Here is a 21,881-nt window from a genome sequence, read left to right as displayed (position 1 = left end):
CATTAAGAATACTACACTATATTCTTACGATCCAAGCAATCGCGCTACTTCGGTTTTTAATTGAGCAAGAGGAAAAGGTTTGGAAAAGCAGACATCGGCACCGTATTTTTTCATCTGATTAAATTTTTCTTCATCAAGATATGCTGACAAAACTATAATTTTGGTATTTTTAGTTTCATCATTACTCTTTATCATTTTGCATACCTCATTTCCCTTGATATCAGGCATCATGATATCAAGAATTAAGAGATGAGGCTTAAAATGATTGACCTGGAGACCTGCCTCAAATCCGTCAGATGCAGAGATAACCTCATAGTCATTTTCATCTTCTTCCAGCGATTGCACAATTGATTCAACAATTATGGGATCATCATCAACCACAAGAATTCTTTTGCGGCTATCTTTTGTCTCTTTTTCAGGAATCGGAATTCCTTGTTTTAGCATAAATGTTTCAAGGTCATTTATGCTGATACGGCGATGTCCTCCCGGAGTTTTATAAGCCTTGAAATATCCTGCATCGATCCAGTTTATAATGGTTTTAGATGATACTCTGCAATACTTGCCAGCTTGATATACTGTGAATATGTCATCCATATAGGGACTCCTTTTTTTGCGAGCTTTTTGCCCCTTGGAATACTCTGCTGAAATGGAGTGAAGAAGGTCGAATTAGAGCTTTTTGATTATTATATTAATTGCAGAATTATATCTTTGTCAAGAAATTTTTATAAAAAAATTATAAATATATATAATATATTGTATTTTATACTAATAATTGATTGCAAGTAACCGGCTTGATACTTGCAATGTTCCTATATTATATTTATTTTAGTTATTATAGTTTATATGGCTCATCTTAGCCCTGTTTTACAGGCAGCAAAATTGTAAACTGTGCTCCTTCGCCGGGGGCGCTTTTTACCTTTATGTCACCGCCATGATCCTGTATAAACCCATAGCAGACGGATAACCCAAGCCCGACCCCTTTTACGCTGGGCTTTGTAGTAAAAAAACTGTCAAAAATTTTATCCATATTTTCTTCCAATATTCCGCCACCTGTATCTGCAAACTGTATGTTAACAAATCCATTTGACTCAAAAGTCTTAACTGTAAATGTACCACCATCTACCATTGCATCCTTTGCATTTGAAACCATGTTTAAAAAAACCTGACGTAACTGGTTAGTTGATGCTATTACTTTATTTATTTTATTATCGAATTCCGTCTTTATTTTTATGCTGTTTTCCTGGAATTGTTTCTCATAAAGCATCATTATTTCATCTATTATAACATTTACATCCACAGGTTTCTTTTCCTCATACTCGGGCTTGGAAAAAGACAGCATTTTGCGAAGCATTTCTGCAAGCCGGACAATTTCCGAAAGTGACATTTCCAGCAATTTTCGCCTTTTATTTTCAGGCGAAATTTCCGTTTTTAACAATTCAAGTGTATTCATAATTCCATAAAGAGGATTATTAAGCTCATGTGCTATCTGTGATGTAAGGCGTCCCATTGCAGCCAGCTTTTCCGACTGCAAGAGTTGTTCGCGTGTATCTCTTAGCGTGTGCTCCATCTCAATCCGTTCGGTAATATCAACAAATGATCCTACAGTTGTAGCCTCATTACCATTATCATCATAAATCATGGCAGCAGACAAATTGCCTTCAATAGTCTTTCCATCCTTACGTACATAATGCACGGGTTGAGAACGGAACATTCCGACACCGCCATGTTCAGGGCTGCGTATCATCTTCATGATTTTATGTGCCATGTCTTCAGGATAAATTTTACTTATATTCATTTTACCTATTACTTCGCTGGCCGGATATCCAAGCATGTCTTCTGCTGCCCGATTCCATATAATAATATTGCCCTTAATATCGGCAGCTATTATTGCATCAGGTGAATTCTGAATAATCTTGTTCATAAAATCCCATGCTTCTTTAAGTCTTCTTTCCATCTCAAACCGGTGGGATTGATCAACAACTATTCCCTCATACCCTACGATATTACCATTAAGGTCATACCTGACATGGCTTGTCATCAAAACCGGAATGGAGCTTTTATCTTTTCGCTTAAAAATTGCCTCATAATCTATAACACGCCCATCTCTTTCTATCATTTTCTGAAACTCTCGCCTATCATCAGGGTGAGTATAAAGATCAGTAATGATATTAATTTTTAAGAATTCTTCTTTGCCTGAATATCCCAGCATATCGAGTATACCCTGATTTGCATCCATAAACTTACCATCCTTTGTGCTGATATATACACCAACTCCTACATGCTCAAACAAATTACGATAGTCTTCAACGGATGCTTTTAATATGGCTTCATGCTGTTTACGGTAAGTAATATCCCGATAGATAAACACGCTTGAAAACGTACAATCTGAATTTTTCAATGATATTTTCTTTACCATAAAAGTTTTATCAATTTTTGGAATATAAAGCTCCTGCCGAAACTCTTCTTCGTTTAAAGTTCGGTCTTGACCTTTCACAGTGCACCATGGGCAGATATCATTACTGTCATTAATTATCTTATAACATTTTTTGCCTACACCATTACCAAACATACGAACCATGCTTAGATTCATAAACTCTATTGTAAAATCCTGGGCAATTACATAAATTCCGTCTTCCAGATTATCAAGAATTGCATTTAACTTCTGCTTTTCGTAATCCATGTTTTTCCTTTAAGATAAGCATATTAATAATTGATGACCAATGTTATATAAAGCTTTCTCTTTCTTGACATTATCGTATCATACAAGTATATCTTAACACAGAATATGCTATTTACAATATTAAGGTATTATAAAATATTTTAAGGATACAAAAATGATTGATATCAGTAAATATTGCCCTGAATATCTGTTGTCGGAAATACCACAACCTTTTGAAATTGCAAAAAAGGCCGCAACACTTGATGAATTCAGGCTTGAAATTGCCGATTATGTTCATACCATGCATTATGAAATGTTTGATGATGATGATTTATCAAGCGAAAACAGAATTATTCGCGTCAGGGATTGTGCCCGAGCCATCAACAGGGCATTTATCCGTCAGTCGGAAGATAAAGCGCAATTCTCCATATCCCAGGCAATTTATGATATAGCCCATAAAGTTCCGCGACCTGATCTTTCTCCGGCATTTTATGCTGAAATACTTTATCTGTTTTTAGGTTTACAAGGAAAAGGCCCTAATCCGCTTTTTGCAGATTCTTATCTGGAACCCAGCTGTTTAGAAGGACGGGAAGCTGCTCTTGAGCGAAGCGACCAACTGGATGCTCTTTCTGTGGAAATGTACAGACAAACAAGTAAATACACGGATGGCTTAAACGAAGATTCAGTCAATCGTCGCAGTATGCGCAAAAAACATATTCTTCAAAAACTCGGAGCAACACCTGAAAACTGGTTTGACTGGCGCTGGCAGTTTCAAAATGTTTTACGTGATGTTAATCAGATTAAAAATCTGTTAAATCTGACTCCGGATGAAGCTGCTGCTATTGAAAAAGTAAGAAAAAATAAAATACCTTTTGGAATTACTCCCTATTATCTTTCTCTTATGGATGATGATCCTGATTCGGGAAGAGACCGCTCTATCAGAGCCCAGGTTATTCCACCTTCAACATATATAGAACAGCTTGCATTAAGAGATGATAAAGATAAATCCTGCTTTGATTTTATGTGTGAAAGTGATACATCTCCTATAGATCTTATAACCCGCAGATATCCGGAAATCTGCATTTTTAAACCTTTTAATACATGCCCTCAAATCTGTGTTTATTGCCAGAGAAACTGGGAAATCGAAGATGCAATGATGCCTGGTGCTTTGGCATCGGATCAAAAAATTATGGAAGCAGTATCATGGATTAAAGCACATCCGGCCATCCAAGAAGTTCTGATTACCGGCGGTGATCCTTTTGGAATGAATGATTATGATATAGACCGTATAATTTCATTGATAGCTGACATACCTTCAGTTGAACGCATTCGTATAGGCACCAGAACATTGGTAACAGCTCCCATGCGGCTAACAGAAACACTTGCGGATATTCTGGCCAAATACCGGATTCCAGGAAAAAGGCAAGTTGCCGTTGTTACTCATGTACAGCACGCATATGAGCTTACTCCTGAAACACTTGCAGCAATTGAAAAACTAAAAACCAGGGGTATCCCGGTTTTTAACCAGCTAGTATATACATTTTATGTTTCAAGGCGTTTTGAAGCAGCATTTTTAAGAAAAACTCTTACCAATTGTGGCATAGAACCATATTATACTTTCAACACCAAGGGCAAGGAAGAAACTATTGAATACAGGGTGCCGATAGCACGCCTGCTTCAGGAACAAAAAGAAGAGACACGTTTATTTCCGGGCCTGGTCCGAACGGATGAAGCAGTTTATAATGTGCCTGGCATGGGCAAGAACTACCTTAGGGCTGTTCAGCATCGCGATCTTCTTTCCATACTGCCGGACGGCTCACGCCTTTATCAGTTTCATCCATGGGAAAAAAATATTACAAAAACACTTTCAACTTACATAGGACAGGATGTACCTATTCTTGACTATCTTTGCAGGCTTGAAGATGTTGGCGAAGATCCGGATAATTACAACACAATCTGGTATTATTTTTGACCGGTCTTTTCACAAGTCCATCAAATATTAATCACCTTATCTGCTAATTGCATAGCTGTAACTATATCAAGCATGTTGGTAGTCTCACCAACTTTCTTTTTTTCAAGCAGCTTGAAATGATCAAGACATGTCCCACACACAAGTATAGTAATGCCGCTTTCTTCCAGCTCTTTTAATGCGTTAAGAGCAGCTGATCCATCTATAGTCAGTTTTACTCCATTGTTTACAAATACAAGCCTCCAAAGCTCTTTACCCATCTCTTTTAAGGTCTTGATAAAATTTACAACAAGTTTTTTACCAAGTTCGTCATCTCCATAACCCATTCTGTCTGTTGCCACCATAACCATTATTTTTTTTTCACTGCTCCCGGATTGTTTTTCTTTTTTCGGCAACTTTTGTTCTTCACTGGTTCCGGCTACAATAAAATCCGTATCTTTTTGCTTAACAAAGGTTTTAAAACCCTGATTTTCCAAAAATCTGCTTACATTCTGACTGGCTGCTTCATTATCAACCATAACCTCAATTTCTTTTACACCTTCGGTTTCTATAGCGGCTTTGGTTTGAAGTACCGGTGCCGGGCAGGAAAGGCCGCGGGCATCTATTTCTTTTTTCATTGATTCTCCCTCACAATTTCTTCATGTAATTTTAATTTTTTCTCCAGGTTCCGTTGTAACTTCTCCGATCATGGCAGCTTGTAAGATCCCTTTTTCTTGCAACCGATCAAGAAGCTCTTTGGCGCTATCAGCAGCAACACAGATCAGTAAACCGCCGGATGTCTGAGGATCAAAAAAAACATCCTGAAGCAAAATATCCACAGAAGATGAAATATCTACTATATGCTCCCGGAACTTCCGGTTTTTATGCATTCCGCCAGGTATCATTCCCATAGCGGCATATTCTAATGCTTCTTTTAAGACCGGCACACTGTTTGCCTGGATATGAATACCCAGGCCCGAGCCAATCACCATCTCAGCCATATGTCCAAGAAGCCCGAAACCGGTAATATCCGTACAGGCATGAACCGGAAACTCCATCATAACTTCTGCGGCATCGCGGTTTAAAGTTGCCATAAGCCGGGTTACAGTATCAATAAGTTCGTTGGATGCAAGTCCACCTTTTATGGCAGTATTTATAATGCCTGTACCAAGAGGCTTTGTCAGAATCAAACAGTCTCCTGCTTTCAGATTATTCTTTGTAAGCACCCGCTTGGGATGCACAAATCCCATGACTGATAAGCCGTATTTTAATTCCTTATCCTCAATACTGTGACCGCCAACAAGTACTGTACCTGCTTCCGTAAGCTTATCAAGGCCGCCCTGGATTATTTGACGCAGAACATCTATATCCATGGTCTTGATCGGAAAGCCGACCAGGTTCATGGCTGTTTTAGGTGTTCCACCCATAGCATAAACATCACTAAGAGCATTGGCAGCAGCAATTTGACCAAACCAGTAAGGATCATCTACAATAGGTGTAAAAAAGTCCACTGTCTGGATTAACGCCAGATCATCTGAAACTTTGTAAACACCAGCATCATCTGCCCGGTCCAAGCCTACCAAAACATTTTCGTTTGTTGGAAACACCATTCCGCACAATGCTCTGTCCAGGTCCCCTGGCGCAAGTTTAGACGCTCAACCAGCGCCTGTAACCGTTTCAGTAAGACGTAATTTCTTTTTGTCTTCCAATCAAATATCTCCTTTAAGAGCCCTGCATTATTCCAGTTTGATCGCAATCATAACACACTTCAAATAATATTAGCCAGTAAAAGGGCATAATAACTCATTAACTACAAGTTCTATTGTACGAAATCCGATATCAATTCCTGCATAACATATTATAGTATTTTAACCTAACATTTCAAGAAAAGCTTCAATCCTTGTTTTTAACTGCCCTGCATCCTCCATACTGTAATCGGTTTCTATACTGAGTACCGGAATGTTGTCATTTTCAAGAACTTTTTCAATAGGCATGGATTCCATGATATATGGCTGGCAAAATTGCAAACCGTAGAGGACCACCCCGTCCGCCTTGTGTGTAGCTACCATTTCCCGGATATGATCCAGGCGTTCTTTATTCGGCGAAAAAACTGCGCAATCGATTTTGTAATAGCGATCCACAATGTCTTCAATCATTTCGTCAACCGTTTTACCGGATTCATCCGTCAGATTGCGCACACCTCTTTCACCAACACAGGATTCTTCTCCCACAATAACAGCGCCTGAGGTTTCCACTATAGAGGAAAGCTTCCAGTTGGGCACAGCCTGTGGACATCCTGAAACAAGAATACGGGGGGTCTTTTTCGGGAAAACACCTTTATTCTCTTTGATTCTGACTTCCAATTCATCACAGATCTTATTGACAGACTGAGTAAACCGAGCTGGATTATCATAGAAAGAAACCTGGTTTGCCAAAAGCGCATCCAATCCGGATATGGGCGCCGGATCGGCTTTGCGCAGAGCCAAAAGCCGATGTATGGCGCTTCTTTTGGCATTTACAGTCCGAATAGCCTGTTGCAAGGATTCTGTGGTAATGGATACTCCTGTAAGATTTTCAACAGCTGCTTTAAACCGGTAGTATTCAGCTTTTAAAAGCGCCCTGCCCTGCACTGATTTCATCTGGGGCAAATCCATTACATAAAGGTTTTCAACAAGAGAGCTTAATGATTCATATGCTTTCTTTTTACCGTCACAGGTGTTTTCGCCAACAACCATATCGGCGCTTTCCAGATATGGACAGACCTTGCCGAGCTTAAACCCGAATGCGGATTTAATAAGTGCGCAAGTATTTCTCGGCAAATATTTTTCCACTTCTTCCATTGCAAAGTCAGCACCGGAGCAAAGCCCTACCAGAGTGGCATTGGCAGCTAATACAATTTCTTCCGGCACAAATACACAGTATGATCCGATGATTTTTCGCCCGGCTTCTTTTTCATCCAAAAGCTCTTTTATCCGCAAACCATGTACTTCACTCATAACAAAATCGAAATACCCCATATTTTGAGGCCGGTTTTTTTGCGCTGCATAAATATCACGATACGCTTTTCCCAAAACCCCAAGCAACATATCATGGGCATCAAGATCAAGCCCCAGATTCTTCCACATATCACGGTAATCTTCGCTCATTTTTCACTCCTTTAGCCCCAAAAGCATGGTTTTTTAATAAATTTCGCAAAGGGTAATACTTTTCAAATATACTATACTTATGATATCCCTCTCACCGATATCATCTGCATGTCAAATAGATAGTGCTAATATTTATAGGTGTAATTTATAGAAAATCTTAATGATGACAGCTAAACAATAACTATTCCTGCCCTACCCTTCACAGTGGGTTGTGCATCCCAAAGAACATTGATTGTCCCAAAATCTTCTGAAAACATGGAGAAACTGGGACGGGTTGACGGTAAGGCCCGCGGAACGATCTTTCAGTTATTTTTCCCAATATTGTATAATTCTCGTACAGAGCGTGCCTATGCTGATGCACTTTCCAAAGCTCCTGGCGCACTGCTCTGGTTGATGTTTTCATCCAGGAAGACTGGCTATGATACTATTTGGGCGTGTTAGCAACAGTTACAGTTTCAGGGGAGGCCGTAAGATGAATATCAAAACCACGCGAGCCACTTTCAAAACGTTTCAGTTTGGTCAAGCTCAAGGCGGGATAAAATTTTAACCACAGGAATACATTGGGTATTTCGAGGATTAAAATTTGAGCCCAACGCTTAAGATCGGCCAAAATGGGGCGTTTTGAAACTGGCTCACACTTGTAACAATTCTCTTGTCAGCATTCGTTTTTGGATGTGCAGATATACCGTTTTATTTTTCTGACGCTCCTTTATTATAAAGTAAGCTTGAAAACAGATAAATATTAATGAAAATTTTATAATTCATAGACTTTTAACTATTGAAATTATTTTTTTTATCTGGTAGGCAACATATAAATTTATACTCACACTTTATTTAATGCCCCCGTAGCTCAGTGGATAGAGCAATGGATTCCTAATCCATTGGCCGCAGGTCCGATTCCTGCCGGGGGTACCAATAAATACAGGATGTTAAAACAATTTTATTTTTATCTGATTTTTGATTGATACCCCATAGCTACCTTTTTCATATTTCTTGACAAATTTGATTTACTCCTCTTAACTTGTATATATAAAAAAACATGAGGTGCTATAATGAAACTAAAAACAATTATTCATGAAGCGGAAGAGGGTGGCTTTTGGGCCGAAGTCCCTTCTATTCCCGGATGTGCCACACAGGGAGATACTTTTGACGAACTCCTGGAAAACATTTATGAGGCCGTGGAAGCTTGCTTGTCTGTGGATATCGAGGCTATCAAATTGACAGGGAAAGATAAGGTTATGGAGATAGCAGTTTGAAAGCCGTTTCAGGAAAGGATTTTGCAAAACTACTTGAGAAGAAAGGTTGGGAATTACGGCGAACAAAAGGAAGTCATCATGTTTATGTAAAAGAAGGAAAGCCGGTTAGGATTTCCGTACCCATACATGGGAATAATCCGCTTAAGATAGGTTTATTGAGGCACTTTATGAAAGTTGCCGGGATTGATGAAAATGAGTTGTGATATTTATTTTTTTAAAAAAAAGGCTGTGGTGAAGGATGGAATAAAACTAATCAAGAAAAGAGTTTTCCACTGGTACCAGCAGCCTTTGTTTTTATTCCAGAACCGCTTTATTCTTATTTTCAAGAACCTTTAATTTATCCTCAAGATCATTAACATAATTAAGATAACGTATGAAACATTCCTCTATTTCTTCAATCTTGTCATCCAAGCAAAAACATATCCATTCAAGCCGCTCTTTCCCTTTCGGACCAATGCTATCATTAATAAATGGTTTCTCAGCTAATGTTTCATTCATTAGCTCAATTAATTTTTTGATATTATATAGACCCCAACTGTTTAGATCTTCCATATCAAAACCTTCTTTTCCTGGTATTGAGTTACAAAGCCTCATTATATTTTATCCTCCCAATAATAAAATAGTATATTTTCTTATTTATTAATGTCTCACTTTCTCTTTGGGAATTTAATAATATTATTATTTTTAACATTGCCCAGGCAGTCACTCTTTCGCTTCTTATGATTATCAAAACTTCTTTCTAAACTAATTACACGTTCTGAAAATTTTTCATTTGGTATATCTATTATTTGCCAAAAAATTTTTTCAATATATTCGTATTTTTCCATCATACCTCTAACTTTTTCATAGAGGCATGATGGAAGAGAAGGGTCATGAGATAACTTAATAAAATCACAACCAAGTAATAATAATCTCGTGCTTAATAATTCCATTTTCATATATAGCATATTTGATTTTTGCATTTTTTTGCCTCTCTCCTGGTTGTCTGTGCTTTTAGTAATTGTGCGGCCTTTGATTTATTGATGAATTCGTAAAAAGTTCAAAAATGGCAATTTATTGAAAATCGCACTTAATAATTACAGTATGTTATAAAGACGATTTTTTGATTTTCCGACTTTTTACGAGACCGTCATTTATTGGATACCTCCTTAATCTTTCGTTGTTGTTTGATATTCAAAACCAATATTGTTTTGCTTCTATCAGTTACCGGTTTTTTCCTTCCGGCCGCATGCGCTTTCTGTTTTTTTCATATTGAGCTTTTTTCTTAAGTATGTTTTAATTGCTTTCTTTTAGAAAATCGGGAAGTAGTATATATTGAATTATTAAATTCAATAAGTTAATTTGTAACTCAAATTCTTTTTGCTGTAATTCAAGGCCTTTAACATCTTCTATCTTTTTTGCCTTTTCCATCCGCTCATTACTTTCCGACATCATTTTACCCAACTGATTCTTTTTTCCCCTAACCATTGTTTATTTCATTCCGGAACATAGTTGAATTGCATTGTTTGCCGGATTTCCGGATCTCATGAAAAGGTGTTTTGTTTTTTTAAGAATCTTTATACCAGCCTCATCTGTATATTTATTGCCGTTCAATGTCCGGATCTCATGGTTATCGCAAATAAGAGCCGATATGGCATAATCAAGGCTTATATCCGATACCTTGCAGGCATCCTCAATGCTCAACAATAGATTGCCGTCAAAAGCGATGATAGAGCTTATATGATTATTATCGGTTTTTAAAATGGTAGTCATTTTTCAAAATTTTTCACTCCTTTTTTAAATGACCGTGGAACATAGAAGGATATAAAGAACCCACTAAGCCTCATGTGATTGGATTCCACGGCCAATTTTGCCAAAATACATTTATTGTTTTTTAAATTCCTCCTCAAAATACCGATTCAATTCTTCACTTTCCTTTATAAAAAATCCCTGAAGATCTCTCTCTGGAAGCAGCATCCAACCTGCAACGTCACCGCTGCAGGAATCTTCAGGGAAAATTTAATTTTAAAATAATAGTGCATTTTATTCCGCCTTTTTGAGAAGTTATATCCCTTATATATATTATATAAGGGATTGTCAATATATTTTTTATATTGATTTATAAAAAAAAATGAATTATATATTTTTCATGCCGACCGATAAGCCAAAAATCTTGTTAATATTAAATGATGATCTCATTCAGCGCATAGGCGATTTCCGTTTTGAAAATCGTATTAATTCGCAATCTGAAGCTATGCGCCGACTAATTGAAGATTCCCTTGAGCGCTACGAAAAAACAAAAAATAAAACTAAAAAGAAGTAATTTGTAACCCTTCGTTTATCTTCCTAATAATAAAGAATTCTGCCTAAAAAAACGACTGTCTGAGAACCGCTGAGAAAGCACTTTTTGTGCCGGTTAATGGTATAGCAAGGCTGGTTTCAGGCCGTTTTTTGACTTTCTAACAACCTCGAGTTCACAAGTGGTCTATTTTTAGGCTGCTTGTGAAATGATTGGTTATCTGTTCAGCAAACTTATTAATTTTCGGCATTAAGTACTTATCCCTAACACGTTCAACGATACAACAGCTCCCATTTTTTTCTTCTTCCCACTGACTGCAAAAATAACCATACAACTCAAGGTTGTCATGAAAATGATAAATATTTGCAGAAAGCGAAGTATCTGGGTTAAATTTGAAAAACCAGCTTTCCTCTAATTCTTGTTCGGTTTTATCAAGAAGCTCTTTCGTAAAAGCATTGTGAAGAGAAACGATAGTGTTTTCTATATCTGCTTTTGTTACGACTGTCATGAATACTCCTATATAATCAATCTATATTTTTTCCATATTCAGCGCCTTAAAAACACGACTTCTAAGAAAATTTGCGTCATATCCCAGTTCATTTGCTAAAATATCGAAGTATAAATTATCTTCCGCAAAAAAAGCCAAGGCACTTTTTACATCTTCCGGATCTCCGCCATCCCGAATAGTAAAAAAGCAGTCAATGAAAACCCGAAACCAAAGGCCAAGGTTACCCGTTCTTAAAGAAGGCTCTTCATTTAAGTAGCTTACTATATCGATTCTTTCTATTTCATTTTGTTTGTGCATGAGAGGTATCTGGTTTATTTTTTAATATCTCTTTTGAAATAAGCAAAAAGTGCCGAATATTATTGATATGATTTTGTTCATGGTCTTCAAGATCGAAACGGACATGGTTTATATCTCTGAGCATTATAGCAAGAAAAGCTTCCAGGCTTCGTAACGCGTCATTATATGTTTTTGGCCCTTTACTTGTTATAGACATATGATCTTCTGACGGCTTTGACTTTACCGGCGCAGGCTTGCCCCAAGCTTTTTCAAGAATGGATACTGCTTCAGCTCCGCTTATTGTGCCGGCACGAAGTAATGAAGAAGATAATGCCTTCAAAGCCTTCTTTCCTTTACGGGATCTCATAATCTTTGCTACTGGGTTCTTAAAGCGTCTGTAAAAGTCTTCTATTGAGTTTTTTTTCAGGTCGAATTCATGCATCTGTAGAGTTATTTTATTACTTGGCAGCATTTGAACTATATTTTCAAAATCCTTTCCGGAAGCAAAAGATTCCTTGGGATAAAACAGATCATCTGCAACCCGGCCTGCAATTCCAAAATATACTTTTTCCGCTGACAACAAATCCTCTTTAGCTACCAGTTCAGTATGTCCACTAAAAAAAGGAAACATCTCGCATAAGCCGCTTACACCATCCTTTTGAGCTATTTCCAGCGGAGGATTAATAGTGACCTTTCCTATGCGAAATCCATAATACCAGCCGATAAGAGCATGTCCGGCTTCATGATAAGCGATGCGCTTTGCATTCATTAATATATCCTTTTTGTTAAACAGTATAGGGGTGAGTGGCTACATATTCATAACCACCCACCTTGAGAAAGACAGGGATTTTTGGATAATAAAAACCCCTGCCAGATGAGTCAAGGTTTACAGACAAACTCTTTCTAAAACATCCATTCCGTTTTTTCTTAATCATCTATAGTAAGGCCTGTTCTCCATGTTAAGGGCATTCTTTTTAGCTTCTGGCATCTCAAACTGCGAGATAATTACAAAATTTTATCCAGTCTTTTTTGCTTACTTCATACTGATTATCTGTTCCAGGGATTTTTTTAATCGGACAGGTGTCGTAGTCTCTACGATAGTCTATAAACGTACATGGAGCGATTTTTAAAAAATCACAAATTTTATTTACATCACCTCTTATAAATTTATCAGGCTCATTAGCTGCTTTTCTCTCCATCCAAAGCGGAAAAATCTTGGAAGAAGAAATATCCAGATGGCTTTTGATATTCCACCCGTCCATCCATTTGTACAATTCATCAACTGACAAGACACATATCCCTTTCTCGCTAACCATCGGAAAACCAAAATCTCTTTTTAGATCCAATAAATCACACGCTTCTTTTCGCATAAATTTTTCAATTTCTTTTATGCCGGTTAATTTTCTCTTTTCTTCAGGCAACGCCATAATATTAAAATATTTTTTCTGGGCATACAAAAGTTCACTTGTAATTTTATTGAAAGGCAATCCGCCCCCCCATTTCTTAACCCAATCAGAGAATTCACTCATATTTAAAACCCAAACACCATTTTCTTTTTTCATCGGGAAATCATAAACCAATACTAATGTATGTAGGTTTATAAAACTCCGATCAAGTTGTTTTTCGATTTCTTTTGCCCCAATTAAAACAACATCTTGTTTTTCTTTTCCTTGCTCTTTAGCCAAATTTTCCATGTTTTAATCTCCTTTTTGTTACAATATTTTAGCAAACCTAAAATATTGAATTAATTTTTTTCAAGTTGTTCCCGCTCCAGCTTTCAGCTATAGGATGCGCTCCCCTCTCAAGAGACTCTGTGTCATTTTCAAGCGACCTCGGACCATTATGCTGATAATCATGACTATATATCAGCGTTTCCATCTTGTCTGACTTGGTAACAAACAAAGTTTTAACCCCATTTTTATGCTCCATCGTAAACCAATTTAACTTTTCCATGTTCTTATCTCCTTTTTGCCACGCATTAATTTATGTTCTATGAATCCAAACCTGCCCTTTGTTGACTGTATTGTCAGCACCGGTTCATATATTGCCGGTATTTCTTCCTTAATTAAAAACTCATGTTCCCGGAGCCATTGATTTAGCTCACGCTTATCTGCTGTCCAAATACCATTTTTCTTTTGCATCGGAAGATCATATTCTTTATACCAATCTATGACAGCAATACTTGTTGAGCTAAGACCAAGATACTTTGTTATTGCATCAATGCCGCTTAAAATTCTTCTATTCTTAAAAAGCATAATTATTCTTCCTTTTGAAATACTACCTGAAATTTATCTGTATTGGCATAATCATTCAAAGCTTCCTCTATGCATCGAAGAATTGCATCAGTCATGTCTTTAACAAGTTTATGATTGCCCTGGACTATAGACACCCAATCAAGTGCTTTTAAGCTAACCATTTGCTTCAGGCTGGCATCTAATACAATAGCTCTTGCAGTTACCTCCATCTCAAAATCATCACGCAGAATATATTTACCAATTTCCTTTTCTCTCTCCCATTGCAGCTTTGCTTTCTTCTCTCGTTTTATTTCTGCATCTAACTCAAGATTTTCTCGCTGTAGAATCTCAATTCCTGCCACAGCGAAGGCCTTTTTCCGGGGTGAGAGATACGCTTGCTTGTATAATTCAACATCTGCTAACAAGATTGAGCCGTCCGGCTGCAGGCGGAGTTTCCCTGATTCGGAATCGGCATATATTTTTGTTTTACCGATCTGGCAACCTTGGCTCTTCAACCAACTCAACACTTCCAGGCGGTTTTTCAGAGACGGTCTTTTTTCAATTACAACCTGGCCGTTATTATCATCTGTTGATTTATCCATTTAAAACATTTCTCCTTTGAAATTTTAAAAAGCGTCATTTACTGACAGCCAGCATAAACTGGAATTGATATTTGTATTGTTTCTTACCGACGTATTCTATTGGATACCTCCATATTCATTTTGATACAGATCTCAATAACTTTGTCTGCTATGCCGGATCTTTCTAAATATTGAGAAATGGTTGTTTTGGTATTGTTTTCTTGGCGGTATTTAGCCCAAAGCGGAATAATTTTTTCACCATACTTAATAAAATATAGGCGGGCCAACTCATCCCAGCTTTCCCTATATAGCAGGTGGCCATTTTCCGCATGCCAGCGTATCAAATCATTAAGCTGCTGTGCTTTGGTTAATTTTCCTGCAAAAGATTTCATCAACAAAATCCTTAATAATTCCGATTTAACCGAAAATAATTCCGATTATTTTTACAGGTTCCAGAGTTCCTCTTTTTATATTAAAATTTGCCTTCCCCCTTTTATCCAACCAAAGGAAAGAACGTCCGAAAGTCCATTATTTTTTTTGGAACATTCAAAAATTCATTATTTTATTCTGGAACATTTCTGGAACATTGAAAAAAAGAGCAACCTTTATATATATAATAATATTAATGTATTATGTATTTCATTTGGAACATTGGAACATTCTATGGGGTATATCTTTTTTTATATTTAATATTTTAATATTTATTCTTTTTTAATATTGCTTCCAATCTTCCAAATGTTCCAAAAAATGGAAGATATAAAAAAAGATTATTTTTATATATAATATAATATTAATAGATTATATGCTCACGCTGGAAGATTGGAAGGACTTGGGCACTGTTTTTTTTAATATTTAATTTTTAGAATTTAATATTTTTTTTGACATTAACTTCCAATGTTCCAAAACTCCAAAAAAGAAGATAAATCACTCTGAAATTAAACCGATTCCATAATAATAAATCGTGCCTTCTTTTACTCGCTCAAAACCTGCTTTTTGTAATAGCTTTGATAATTTTTTTGGAGTTATACTTTTTTTGCTGATATTAGCGATAAACCAAGTATCGAAAGCAGTATAAAGCAAAGATGCGCTGGTTTTTAATGATGGGTCATCACTGGTATAACAGTTTTCTTCTATAAAATCAGCCAGCAGATCTTCTTCACGGCGGTATTTTTTAGTGGCATCCTCTACGATTGACGGAGGTGAAAGCCCTATTTCCATCCACCGAATAAAACCTTTTACCAACCAGGCAAGTATTCCAGAGGCCTCTTTTTTTAATTTATCTTCCAGAAATAAATCTGCCCGGCGCTCATTTGCCGCTTTAGGTTCACGATCAACAAAGCTTATTTCAAATGGTATAAGAATTACACGTTCCCATAATGCAAATTCATGAGAAGCGGCGTGCGGCTTATTGTTGGTTAAAAGACATAGCATGTGGCTTGGAGAAAATGCGGTATCATAGCTTGCATGGGGCGTCCGGCCTACCAGTTTGTCACCCCCACTTAGCCATTTGACTCGGGAAGCTGAAAAACGACGGCCTTCATCGGATTCCGAAGCGAAAGCCATTCGAACACCTTTTAGGGCCATTATGTCCGGACTTGGAGCTGAAGAGCTACGTGTTCTACCCTGGTCAAGTAACATTTCAGCCTGAATCGGCACAGCAAGCGGCCCCATAACATGATAAAATAAATTTATTAAAACACCTTTGCCGTTTTGTCCCTGACCGTGCAGTATAATAAATTTACGTTGTGAGGTAAGACCTGAAATCGCATACCCAAAAAGACGCTGAACAAAAGATATTATGTTATTATCATCGGAAAAAGTACTTTCTAAAAATTCCTGCCATTTTAGTGCAGGTTCGTTTATATCCTTCCATTCATGAGGAGACGCCCTAAAAATATAGTCATCAGGCCTGCCTGCTCTGAGTATGCCGGTCCTAAGATCAACCACACCATTTGAAACCCCAAGTAAATAAGGATCTAAATCGAAAACTTCATTTCCTGCTACTGCAAGCGAATTTTGTTGGTTTGTGTGCGCACATTCAAGGCATCTGTGACGCCCGTTTTCGGATCTTAGCTTAAATACGCGCTTATATATTTTGGATTGGGTATTTAATATTTCTTTTTGTTCATCCTTATCCGCACCCGGATTTTTTAATTTATAACCGAGAGAAAAGGCTTCGTCTAAATACCTTTGACAAACATTTTCTACGTCTCGCCTGGAACAATTTAAAATATCAATTTCCCAATGGTGTCCGTTAAAAATGAACCAAGTTTTATCATTTTTATCAAATACATACTTATCTTTATGAAGCTCCGAAAAAAGCACCCCATCACCAACCTCGTTTTTATACAAGCAATCTATAACAAATTTTGTATCAATTACCTGTATATTAGATTTTGAGTCTTGTTTTCCCTCTAAAGACTTTGCTTCATCCAATTTACGATCTTCAACCAGCTTCCGGATCTCTGCACTATCTGATAAAGAAGAATTTTCTTCCGGCTCTTTTTTAATGTCTGAATTCAAGTATTACTAACTCCTAATTTCAAGTATAAGTGTTTAGTAGTTATCATCAAAATGAAGTCAAAATTCCTTTTTTCCGGTTTAGGATTGAAAAATTATATGGACACGGTTTTTGAGCCTCTGCGACCCGTATACAATCAGTCCCGGCAAAGGACCCGCTTCATATATCATAACAGCCAATCCTGGAAGTAATTGGACATTTGGCCGGAAAGAAAACATAAGGGGTTCCGGGGAAAAGCTGGAAGATTTTTGATAATAGATAAATATATCCCTGGCCTTATAACCCCAAAAGAAAATTCTGTCCTTCGGCATTTGCCCTGATCTGTATTGCCGAAAGAATTTCGAACATAAATGCTTCAAGGTGTGGCTGAAGGCCTTCACCATTGATAGTTATCATAGCATCACCCCTGGCTAATGAAGAGGCTTGTTGTTGCATTAATTCTATTTGTGCCCTGGTAAAATCTTCTTGAAGCTCTAATGCTTTTTCACGGGAAGCCTGTTCTTTTTTTATAGCTTCTTCAATTGCCCATTTCTTACTGCCCTGCACATCATCACCAAGCAATGATTTAAACAGGTCGGATTCAAGCGAGCCGGTACTTTCAATTGTTTTATTTATAGAATCAAAAGCCGCCTTAATTTTTTCAGTGCCGGCTTCAATTTCAGCAATATCAATCTTTGCTTTCCAACTGATTGCTTCCTGGATTATATCCGTCTGAGCTTTGATCTTTGCTATTTCGATTTCAGGTGTGATTAACATTTTCTTTTCTTCAGGTAATGCTTCTTCAACCGTCTTAACAGTATCAGCAAGTTTTTTTTCATCAGGTTGGATAACGATGGATTGAATTAAAGGATCTTTCCGGTAATCGTTAGGATGCAGGATCAAATCAATTACTTCTTGTGAGTCTTTCCCTGTATCCTCCACTTTTATTCCTGCGGTAACATTTATAGCCTTGGGAGTACTTTCTATAGTCTTTTTAAATTCTTTTGCGCTTGTGTCAACTCCGTTAAAAGCATCAATTACCTTTCGGCTTGATTGTTCAAGATCATCTTCCGCTTCATTTAATGCTTTACCTAAGATTTTGACACGCTCTGTTGCCCTGTCGATGCCCTCAACATTGTCATAAAATGGAAGGCTATCAAGAAACTTTCCCATACCAAGCATTGCGTTTGCGGTTGCTAATGCAAGCGCCAAAACTCCAACCTTAAGCGCGTTTATACCGTTTTCAACAGCTGCAAAACTAACCCGGATAATTTTAGTTGCAGTCTCGGTGTCGGAACCAAGGCCAAGCATAATCAATGAAACTGGACCGAATGCCTTGAAAGCTAAAGACAGCCCAAGTACGTTCCCAATCAACTCTTTTGTTTTTCCATCCAAAGAGTTGAATCCTTCCACTGCCTCCTTGGCAAAATTGACTAATGGAGCAAATACCTCTCCGATTCCTTTAGTGACATCAGTCAATGACTTTAATGAATCCACTACAAATTGTATAGTTTCTGCCAATGCTTCCGGTGCGTCCTTGTCGGTCTGAAACAATTCTGCTATAGCGTCTCCGACGCTTTGCAAAGAACTAATAAGCCCTGAAATATCTATTCGCCCTAGTGCTTCAGGAAATGCTTTAGCAACTTCGTTAAGCCACTCAGAAATTGATTTACCGGTCTTACCCAAATAATCAAAAAGCTGATCGAAAGCGCCGGCATCAATACCAACCTTAATTCCTTTGAAAACACTGGAAAGTGAATTTGCAATTTCACCATATTCCGGCAATAGTTTTTGGCCGATTGTAATAAGTGTTACTTCAAAATTATTTGCAAGCCGCTGGTTTACATTTTCAAATTCATTTGCAACCTTGTCATAAGCAATCTGAGTTGAACCGGCTGCATCCCCCATGCTTTCAAGAGCATCTTTAAATTTGCCGGACTTGTCAGCAGCCAAAACAAAAACCGCATTCAGTGCTTCTGTAGAACCGAACAGTTTGCCCATTTTTTCAGTATTGCCACCGGTTGCCGTATAAACATCTTTAAGCACACCCTCAAAACCTCTGGTTTTAAGAGCAGTAGCATTAAATTGTATTCCAAGCGCATCCGCCATATCGGAAGCATCTTTTGAAGGTTTAATTATATTAGTGAGAGCTGCTTTGATGCCTGTAATAGCTTCAGATGTGGGCGCACCGGCTACGGTAAGTGCAGCAACCGCCGCCGAAAGCGTTTCAAACGGAACGCCGGTATTTGCGGCAATACCGGTTACTTTTGACAAAGAAGATGCAAGCTCTTCTATGGTAGTTTGTCCGACCTTAACCGTGTTGAACATTATGTCTGAATATTTACCGGCCTGATCTGTTGATTCGCCATAGGCATTAAGTGTACTTATCAACGCAACCGTAGTTGCACCGAGATCCGCCCGGCCCGCAACGGAAAGCTTTTCCGCCTCATTTACAAAAGCAACCGAATCCTTATAATCAACGCCTGCGGATATAGCGCTATAAATAGCAGCATTTATTTGATCTATGCTTTTTACAGAATCCGTGGAGTAATCAAGAATGTCTTTTCTGAATGTTTCCACCGGTGCGCCGGTATCAGACAAAAGAGTTGTGATCTCGCTGAATTGCCCGGAAAATTCACCGGCGGTTTTTATGGCATAGGCCATGCCGCCGACCGCCATAGCCATCAGAGCTGCATCAAGTGCAAGAACTTTTTCTGCAGCGCCTGCAAGCGGATCGGCAATACTATTTATATCTTTTTCTACACTCCTGATCGTCCTGGACAAATCATTTTTCCCTCCAAAAACAATTTCTACAGTCTTTGCCAAATCAGCCATTTGATACCTCCGTTTTTATCTATCATAAGGATTCTTATTTTTTTTTATTTTGCCTTGCTAAGCAGGAAATCAACTTCCCGCTCTGTATTTTTGATAAGCCGTTCACAGGCTTTTTTCTGTATTTTATCAATAATAGGTTTATTACTTATAATATCAGAGATACGAGGGCCGAACAGTTGCTCGATTGGAAGTCTATATTTTGCCGGAAGTGTGCCCGCCGCAAAAAACCTACCTTTTTTACTCAGAGTTTTTTTCTCATGCCATTTTCTCCAGAAAACACCTTTATGGCCCGCATAACCAAGCTCCTTTTGCTTTGCAGTCCGAACAGTTGCAATAAAAGCCTTAGGTATAATCTTAAGTGGCCGATTTTTTTTAACCTGAACCAAAACACCAGTATTTGTTTGCTTGACATTATAATTGATAAGAGGCAAAGGCCTACCGGTACATATAAACGACGCCTTCAATGAATTTATGCTTGCTTTTGGTGTCTTGAATGTTTTATCAACTACCGTTTTTTTTGCAGCTACGCTTTTCCGGATCTCAACAGATGCATCGGTTTTAACACCAATCACAGTCTTGTTTAGACTTCTCATTAATGCCTTTGTCGTTTCTTCACCGCGTAAAAATCTTAATGTTTTTCTTACTTCTTCAAGATCTTTCGGATTAATTCTTATTGCATCCATAAACTATATCCTGAACCTGTTTAAACTTCTTTTATCTTTTGTTTTTGTACAGTTCACTTGTACGGGTATTCAGCAAAATGACACGCGCCGCAATAATCTTTTGCAATTCATAAATCTTTTCGTTTGGGAAACTGTTGATTTCTTCAGTTAAAATATTTTGAATTGCTTTGTTTTTAGCGGAAATGTCGGGATCGATACTAAGACATACAGCAGATAAAATTGAAAACAAATGTACCATAGGAGAAAGTATATTTTTAATTTGCTTAATCAATTCATTATGAAAGTTTGTTTCGTCACTACGACAAAAAATTTCCATAATTTCTTCACCTGGTAAATCCTTGAGTTTTTCTTTTAGATCTTCAAAACTTGTTTCAGTTTGCTCATCCATGTGACTCCTCCTTTTTAAAATAAATTAATTAACAGCAATCAGATGTTAATACTGGCTCCGAAAAAAACCACGCTTCAAAATCTTTCTTTTTGTAGTAAATTTTACTTCCGACCTTATAGTATCGGGGTCCTTTTTTTGCAGCTCTAAGATTTGCTAATGTGCCCAAATTACACCCATACATTTCACATATATTTTTAGGAGTAAGAGCAATTTTTTTAGTATTATTTATATGTTTATTTAACATTGTGCACCTCATGATTTATAACTGCAGAAGATCTATCTTTTAAAAACTTGACAACGTTTTTTGAAGGATAGACAATAAGGCGGCCACAACGAAAGCGGCCGGGAATACCACGGCCGGAAGAGTCTAAAGTTTTAACAGTTTTCGGATTTAAAATGCCGCCAGAAAATTCAGAAAGCTTATTCCGGGGCACAAGAAGGGAAGGCCAATTTTTTAATAATTTATCAAAATCAAAGTCGATTTTTTCTGACATGTTTTACCTCCTACTTTTAAATACTATTTAATGTTCAAGTAGGTAATAAAATACCTTATGATAACGATGGCATGCAAGAAAAAATTGAATAAAAT

The 21,881-nt window shown here is 37.5% G+C and carries 26 protein-coding genes and 1 tRNA gene; 4 read left to right on the top strand and 23 right to left on the bottom strand.

What is annotated here, in order from left to right:
- Nucleotides 1–24 precede the first annotated feature (24 nt).
- Nucleotides 25–594, bottom strand: coding sequence for a response regulator (locus KKC46_13755; GenBank protein ID MBU1054872.1), 570 nt, complete (start codon nt 592–594; stop codon nt 25–27).
- Between the two features lie 259 nt (nt 595–853).
- Entirely contained in the window at nt 854–2,680 is a 1,827-nt protein-coding gene (locus KKC46_13750; GenBank protein MBU1054871.1) for a PAS domain S-box protein, read from the bottom strand.
- Nucleotides 2,681–2,834: 154 nt separating this feature from the next.
- Here KKC46_13750 and KKC46_13745 point away from each other — a divergent pair, with 154 nt between their 5' ends.
- Nucleotides 2,835–4,631 (top strand): KamA family radical SAM protein, encoded by a 1,797-nt coding sequence (locus KKC46_13745; protein MBU1054870.1) that lies wholly within the window; start codon nt 2,835–2,837, stop codon nt 4,629–4,631.
- Nucleotides 4,632–4,651: 20 nt separating this feature from the next.
- Here KKC46_13745 and yedF read toward each other — a convergent pair whose 3' ends face one another.
- The 3 genes from yedF to KKC46_13730 all read right to left on the bottom strand — a co-directional run bounded on the left by yedF (nt 4,652) and on the right by KKC46_13730 (nt 7,753).
- Nucleotides 4,652–5,245: a sulfurtransferase-like selenium metabolism protein YedF gene (gene yedF / locus KKC46_13740; protein ID MBU1054869.1), complete on the bottom strand. Its 594-nt coding sequence runs from the start codon at nt 5,243–5,245 to the stop codon at nt 4,652–4,654.
- Between the two features lie 21 nt (nt 5,246–5,266).
- Nucleotides 5,267–6,316: a selenide, water dikinase SelD gene (gene selD / locus KKC46_13735; protein ID MBU1054868.1), complete on the bottom strand. Its 1,050-nt coding sequence runs from the start codon at nt 6,314–6,316 to the stop codon at nt 5,267–5,269.
- A 159-nt stretch (nt 6,317–6,475) separates the two neighbouring features.
- Nucleotides 6,476–7,753 (bottom strand): 2-hydroxyacyl-CoA dehydratase family protein, encoded by a 1,278-nt coding sequence (locus KKC46_13730; GenBank protein MBU1054867.1) that lies wholly within the window; start codon nt 7,751–7,753, stop codon nt 6,476–6,478.
- Between the two features lie 839 nt (nt 7,754–8,592).
- On the opposite strand from KKC46_13730, the gene KKC46_13725 reads away from it, so the two are divergent.
- The 3 genes from KKC46_13725 (at nt 8,593) to KKC46_13715 (ending at nt 9,212) form a co-directional block, all read left to right on the top strand.
- Nucleotides 8,593–8,668 (top strand) — tRNA-Arg (locus tag KKC46_13725).
- Between the two features lie 137 nt (nt 8,669–8,805).
- A complete protein-coding gene (locus tag KKC46_13720; protein MBU1054866.1) occupies nt 8,806–9,009 on the top strand; it encodes a type II toxin-antitoxin system HicB family antitoxin in 204 nt (67 codons plus the stop codon).
- Entirely contained in the window at nt 9,006–9,212 is a 207-nt protein-coding gene (locus KKC46_13715; GenBank protein MBU1054865.1) for a type II toxin-antitoxin system HicA family toxin, read from the top strand. Before KKC46_13720 ends, KKC46_13715 begins: the two co-directional genes overlap by 4 nt.
- 91 nt (nt 9,213–9,303) lie before the next feature.
- Here KKC46_13715 and KKC46_13710 read toward each other — a convergent pair whose 3' ends face one another.
- From KKC46_13710 to KKC46_13625, 18 genes are all read right to left on the bottom strand, one after another.
- Nucleotides 9,304–9,603: a hypothetical protein gene (locus KKC46_13710; GenBank protein ID MBU1054864.1), complete on the bottom strand. Its 300-nt coding sequence runs from the start codon at nt 9,601–9,603 to the stop codon at nt 9,304–9,306.
- A 53-nt stretch (nt 9,604–9,656) separates the two neighbouring features.
- Nucleotides 9,657–9,971 (bottom strand): hypothetical protein, encoded by a 315-nt coding sequence (locus KKC46_13705; GenBank protein ID MBU1054863.1) that lies wholly within the window; start codon nt 9,969–9,971, stop codon nt 9,657–9,659.
- Between the two features lie 313 nt (nt 9,972–10,284).
- Nucleotides 10,285–10,476, bottom strand: coding sequence for a hypothetical protein (locus tag KKC46_13700; GenBank protein MBU1054862.1), 192 nt, complete (start codon nt 10,474–10,476; stop codon nt 10,285–10,287).
- A gap of 3 nt (nt 10,477–10,479) precedes the next feature.
- A complete protein-coding gene (locus KKC46_13695; GenBank protein ID MBU1054861.1) occupies nt 10,480–10,761 on the bottom strand; it encodes a hypothetical protein in 282 nt (93 codons plus the stop codon).
- A 701-nt stretch (nt 10,762–11,462) separates the two neighbouring features.
- On the bottom strand, nt 11,463–11,795 hold the full coding sequence (locus KKC46_13690) for a hypothetical protein (protein MBU1054860.1): 333 nt from the start codon (nt 11,793–11,795) through the stop codon (nt 11,463–11,465).
- 21 nt (nt 11,796–11,816) lie between these two features.
- Nucleotides 11,817–12,092, bottom strand: coding sequence for a hypothetical protein (locus KKC46_13685; protein MBU1054859.1), 276 nt, complete (start codon nt 12,090–12,092; stop codon nt 11,817–11,819).
- Entirely contained in the window at nt 12,076–12,840 is a 765-nt protein-coding gene (locus tag KKC46_13680) for a hypothetical protein (protein MBU1054858.1), read from the bottom strand. Before KKC46_13680 ends, KKC46_13685 begins: the two co-directional genes overlap by 17 nt.
- Before the next feature lie 220 nt (nt 12,841–13,060).
- On the bottom strand, nt 13,061–13,765 hold the full coding sequence (locus KKC46_13675) for a hypothetical protein (protein ID MBU1054857.1): 705 nt from the start codon (nt 13,763–13,765) through the stop codon (nt 13,061–13,063).
- A gap of 37 nt (nt 13,766–13,802) precedes the next feature.
- A complete protein-coding gene (locus KKC46_13670; GenBank protein MBU1054856.1) occupies nt 13,803–14,024 on the bottom strand; it encodes a hypothetical protein in 222 nt (73 codons plus the stop codon).
- Nucleotides 14,012–14,326: a hypothetical protein gene (locus tag KKC46_13665; GenBank protein MBU1054855.1), complete on the bottom strand. Its 315-nt coding sequence runs from the start codon at nt 14,324–14,326 to the stop codon at nt 14,012–14,014. The genes KKC46_13670 and KKC46_13665 overlap by 13 nt, the downstream gene beginning before the upstream one ends.
- 2 nt (nt 14,327–14,328) lie before the next feature.
- Nucleotides 14,329–14,907 carry a hypothetical protein gene (locus KKC46_13660; GenBank protein MBU1054854.1) on the bottom strand — a complete coding sequence of 193 codons (579 nt, stop codon included), beginning with the start codon at nt 14,905–14,907 and terminating at the stop codon, nt 14,329–14,331.
- An 83-nt stretch (nt 14,908–14,990) separates the two neighbouring features.
- Nucleotides 14,991–15,278 (bottom strand): hypothetical protein, encoded by a 288-nt coding sequence (locus KKC46_13655; GenBank protein ID MBU1054853.1) that lies wholly within the window; start codon nt 15,276–15,278, stop codon nt 14,991–14,993.
- 532 nt (nt 15,279–15,810) lie between these two features.
- Nucleotides 15,811–17,409: a DNA primase gene (locus KKC46_13650; GenBank protein ID MBU1054852.1), complete on the bottom strand. Its 1,599-nt coding sequence runs from the start codon at nt 17,407–17,409 to the stop codon at nt 15,811–15,813.
- Nucleotides 17,410–17,683: 274 nt separating this feature from the next.
- A complete protein-coding gene (locus KKC46_13645; GenBank protein MBU1054851.1) occupies nt 17,684–20,221 on the bottom strand; it encodes a phage tail tape measure protein in 2,538 nt (845 codons plus the stop codon).
- 44 nt (nt 20,222–20,265) lie between these two features.
- Nucleotides 20,266–20,904, bottom strand: a complete 639-nt coding sequence (locus KKC46_13640; GenBank protein MBU1054850.1) for a hypothetical protein — start codon at nt 20,902–20,904, stop codon at nt 20,266–20,268.
- 31 nt (nt 20,905–20,935) lie between these two features.
- Nucleotides 20,936–21,292 carry a hypothetical protein gene (locus tag KKC46_13635; GenBank protein ID MBU1054849.1) on the bottom strand — a complete coding sequence of 119 codons (357 nt, stop codon included), beginning with the start codon at nt 21,290–21,292 and terminating at the stop codon, nt 20,936–20,938.
- A 28-nt stretch (nt 21,293–21,320) separates the two neighbouring features.
- Entirely contained in the window at nt 21,321–21,536 is a 216-nt protein-coding gene (locus KKC46_13630; GenBank protein MBU1054848.1) for a helix-turn-helix domain-containing protein, read from the bottom strand.
- Nucleotides 21,526–21,786, bottom strand: a complete 261-nt coding sequence (locus KKC46_13625; GenBank protein MBU1054847.1) for a hypothetical protein — start codon at nt 21,784–21,786, stop codon at nt 21,526–21,528. Before KKC46_13625 ends, KKC46_13630 begins: the two co-directional genes overlap by 11 nt.
- Nucleotides 21,787–21,881: the final 95 nt, after the last annotated feature.

This window comes from Pseudomonadota bacterium, from assembly GCA_018817425.1.
Taxonomy (GTDB): Bacteria; Desulfobacterota; Desulfobacteria; order Desulfobacterales; family RPRI01; genus RPRI01.
Note: the sequence above shows the minus strand (reverse complement) of the source record. Positions and strands in the feature narration are given on the sequence as shown.

What these genes read in the sequence shown, in the direction of transcription:
- KKC46_13745 (MBU1054870.1), top strand. Translation starts at nt 2,835, where the DNA reads ATGATTGATATCAGTAAATATTGCCCTGAATATCTGTTGTCGGAAATA.
- KKC46_13655 (MBU1054853.1), bottom strand. Translation starts at nt 15,278, where the DNA reads ATGAAATCTTTTGCAGGAAAATTAACCAAAGCACAGCAGCTTAATGAT.
- KKC46_13705 (MBU1054863.1), bottom strand. Translation starts at nt 9,971, where the DNA reads ATGCAAAAATCAAATATGCTATATATGAAAATGGAATTATTAAGCACG.
- KKC46_13635 (MBU1054849.1), bottom strand. Translation starts at nt 21,292, where the DNA reads ATGGATGAGCAAACTGAAACAAGTTTTGAAGATCTAAAAGAAAAACTC.
- KKC46_13700 (MBU1054862.1), bottom strand. Translation starts at nt 10,476, where the DNA reads ATGGTTAGGGGAAAAAAGAATCAGTTGGGTAAAATGATGTCGGAAAGT.
- KKC46_13680 (MBU1054858.1), bottom strand. Translation starts at nt 12,840, where the DNA reads ATGAATGCAAAGCGCATCGCTTATCATGAAGCCGGACATGCTCTTATC.
- KKC46_13750 (MBU1054871.1), bottom strand. Translation starts at nt 2,680, where the DNA reads ATGGATTACGAAAAGCAGAAGTTAAATGCAATTCTTGATAATCTGGAA.
- KKC46_13660 (MBU1054854.1), bottom strand. Translation starts at nt 14,907, where the DNA reads ATGGATAAATCAACAGATGATAATAACGGCCAGGTTGTAATTGAAAAA.
- KKC46_13690 (MBU1054860.1), bottom strand. Translation starts at nt 11,795, where the DNA reads ATGACAGTCGTAACAAAAGCAGATATAGAAAACACTATCGTTTCTCTT.
- KKC46_13730 (MBU1054867.1), bottom strand. Translation starts at nt 7,753, where the DNA reads ATGAGCGAAGATTACCGTGATATGTGGAAGAATCTGGGGCTTGATCTT.
- KKC46_13640 (MBU1054850.1), bottom strand. Translation starts at nt 20,904, where the DNA reads ATGGATGCAATAAGAATTAATCCGAAAGATCTTGAAGAAGTAAGAAAA.
- yedF (MBU1054869.1), bottom strand. Translation starts at nt 5,245, where the DNA reads ATGAAAAAAGAAATAGATGCCCGCGGCCTTTCCTGCCCGGCACCGGTA.
- KKC46_13685 (MBU1054859.1), bottom strand. Translation starts at nt 12,092, where the DNA reads ATGCACAAACAAAATGAAATAGAAAGAATCGATATAGTAAGCTACTTA.
- KKC46_13630 (MBU1054848.1), bottom strand. Translation starts at nt 21,536, where the DNA reads ATGTTAAATAAACATATAAATAATACTAAAAAAATTGCTCTTACTCCT.
- KKC46_13755 (MBU1054872.1), bottom strand. Translation starts at nt 594, where the DNA reads ATGGATGACATATTCACAGTATATCAAGCTGGCAAGTATTGCAGAGTA.
- KKC46_13665 (MBU1054855.1), bottom strand. Translation starts at nt 14,326, where the DNA reads ATGCTTTTTAAGAATAGAAGAATTTTAAGCGGCATTGATGCAATAACA.
- KKC46_13675 (MBU1054857.1), bottom strand. Translation starts at nt 13,765, where the DNA reads ATGGAAAATTTGGCTAAAGAGCAAGGAAAAGAAAAACAAGATGTTGTT.
- KKC46_13710 (MBU1054864.1), bottom strand. Translation starts at nt 9,603, where the DNA reads ATGAGGCTTTGTAACTCAATACCAGGAAAAGAAGGTTTTGATATGGAA.
- KKC46_13695 (MBU1054861.1), bottom strand. Translation starts at nt 10,761, where the DNA reads ATGACTACCATTTTAAAAACCGATAATAATCATATAAGCTCTATCATC.
- KKC46_13720 (MBU1054866.1), top strand. Translation starts at nt 8,806, where the DNA reads ATGAAACTAAAAACAATTATTCATGAAGCGGAAGAGGGTGGCTTTTGG.
- KKC46_13670 (MBU1054856.1), bottom strand. Translation starts at nt 14,024, where the DNA reads ATGGAAAAGTTAAATTGGTTTACGATGGAGCATAAAAATGGGGTTAAA.
- KKC46_13645 (MBU1054851.1), bottom strand. Translation starts at nt 20,221, where the DNA reads ATGGCTGATTTGGCAAAGACTGTAGAAATTGTTTTTGGAGGGAAAAAT.
- KKC46_13625 (MBU1054847.1), bottom strand. Translation starts at nt 21,786, where the DNA reads ATGTCAGAAAAAATCGACTTTGATTTTGATAAATTATTAAAAAATTGG.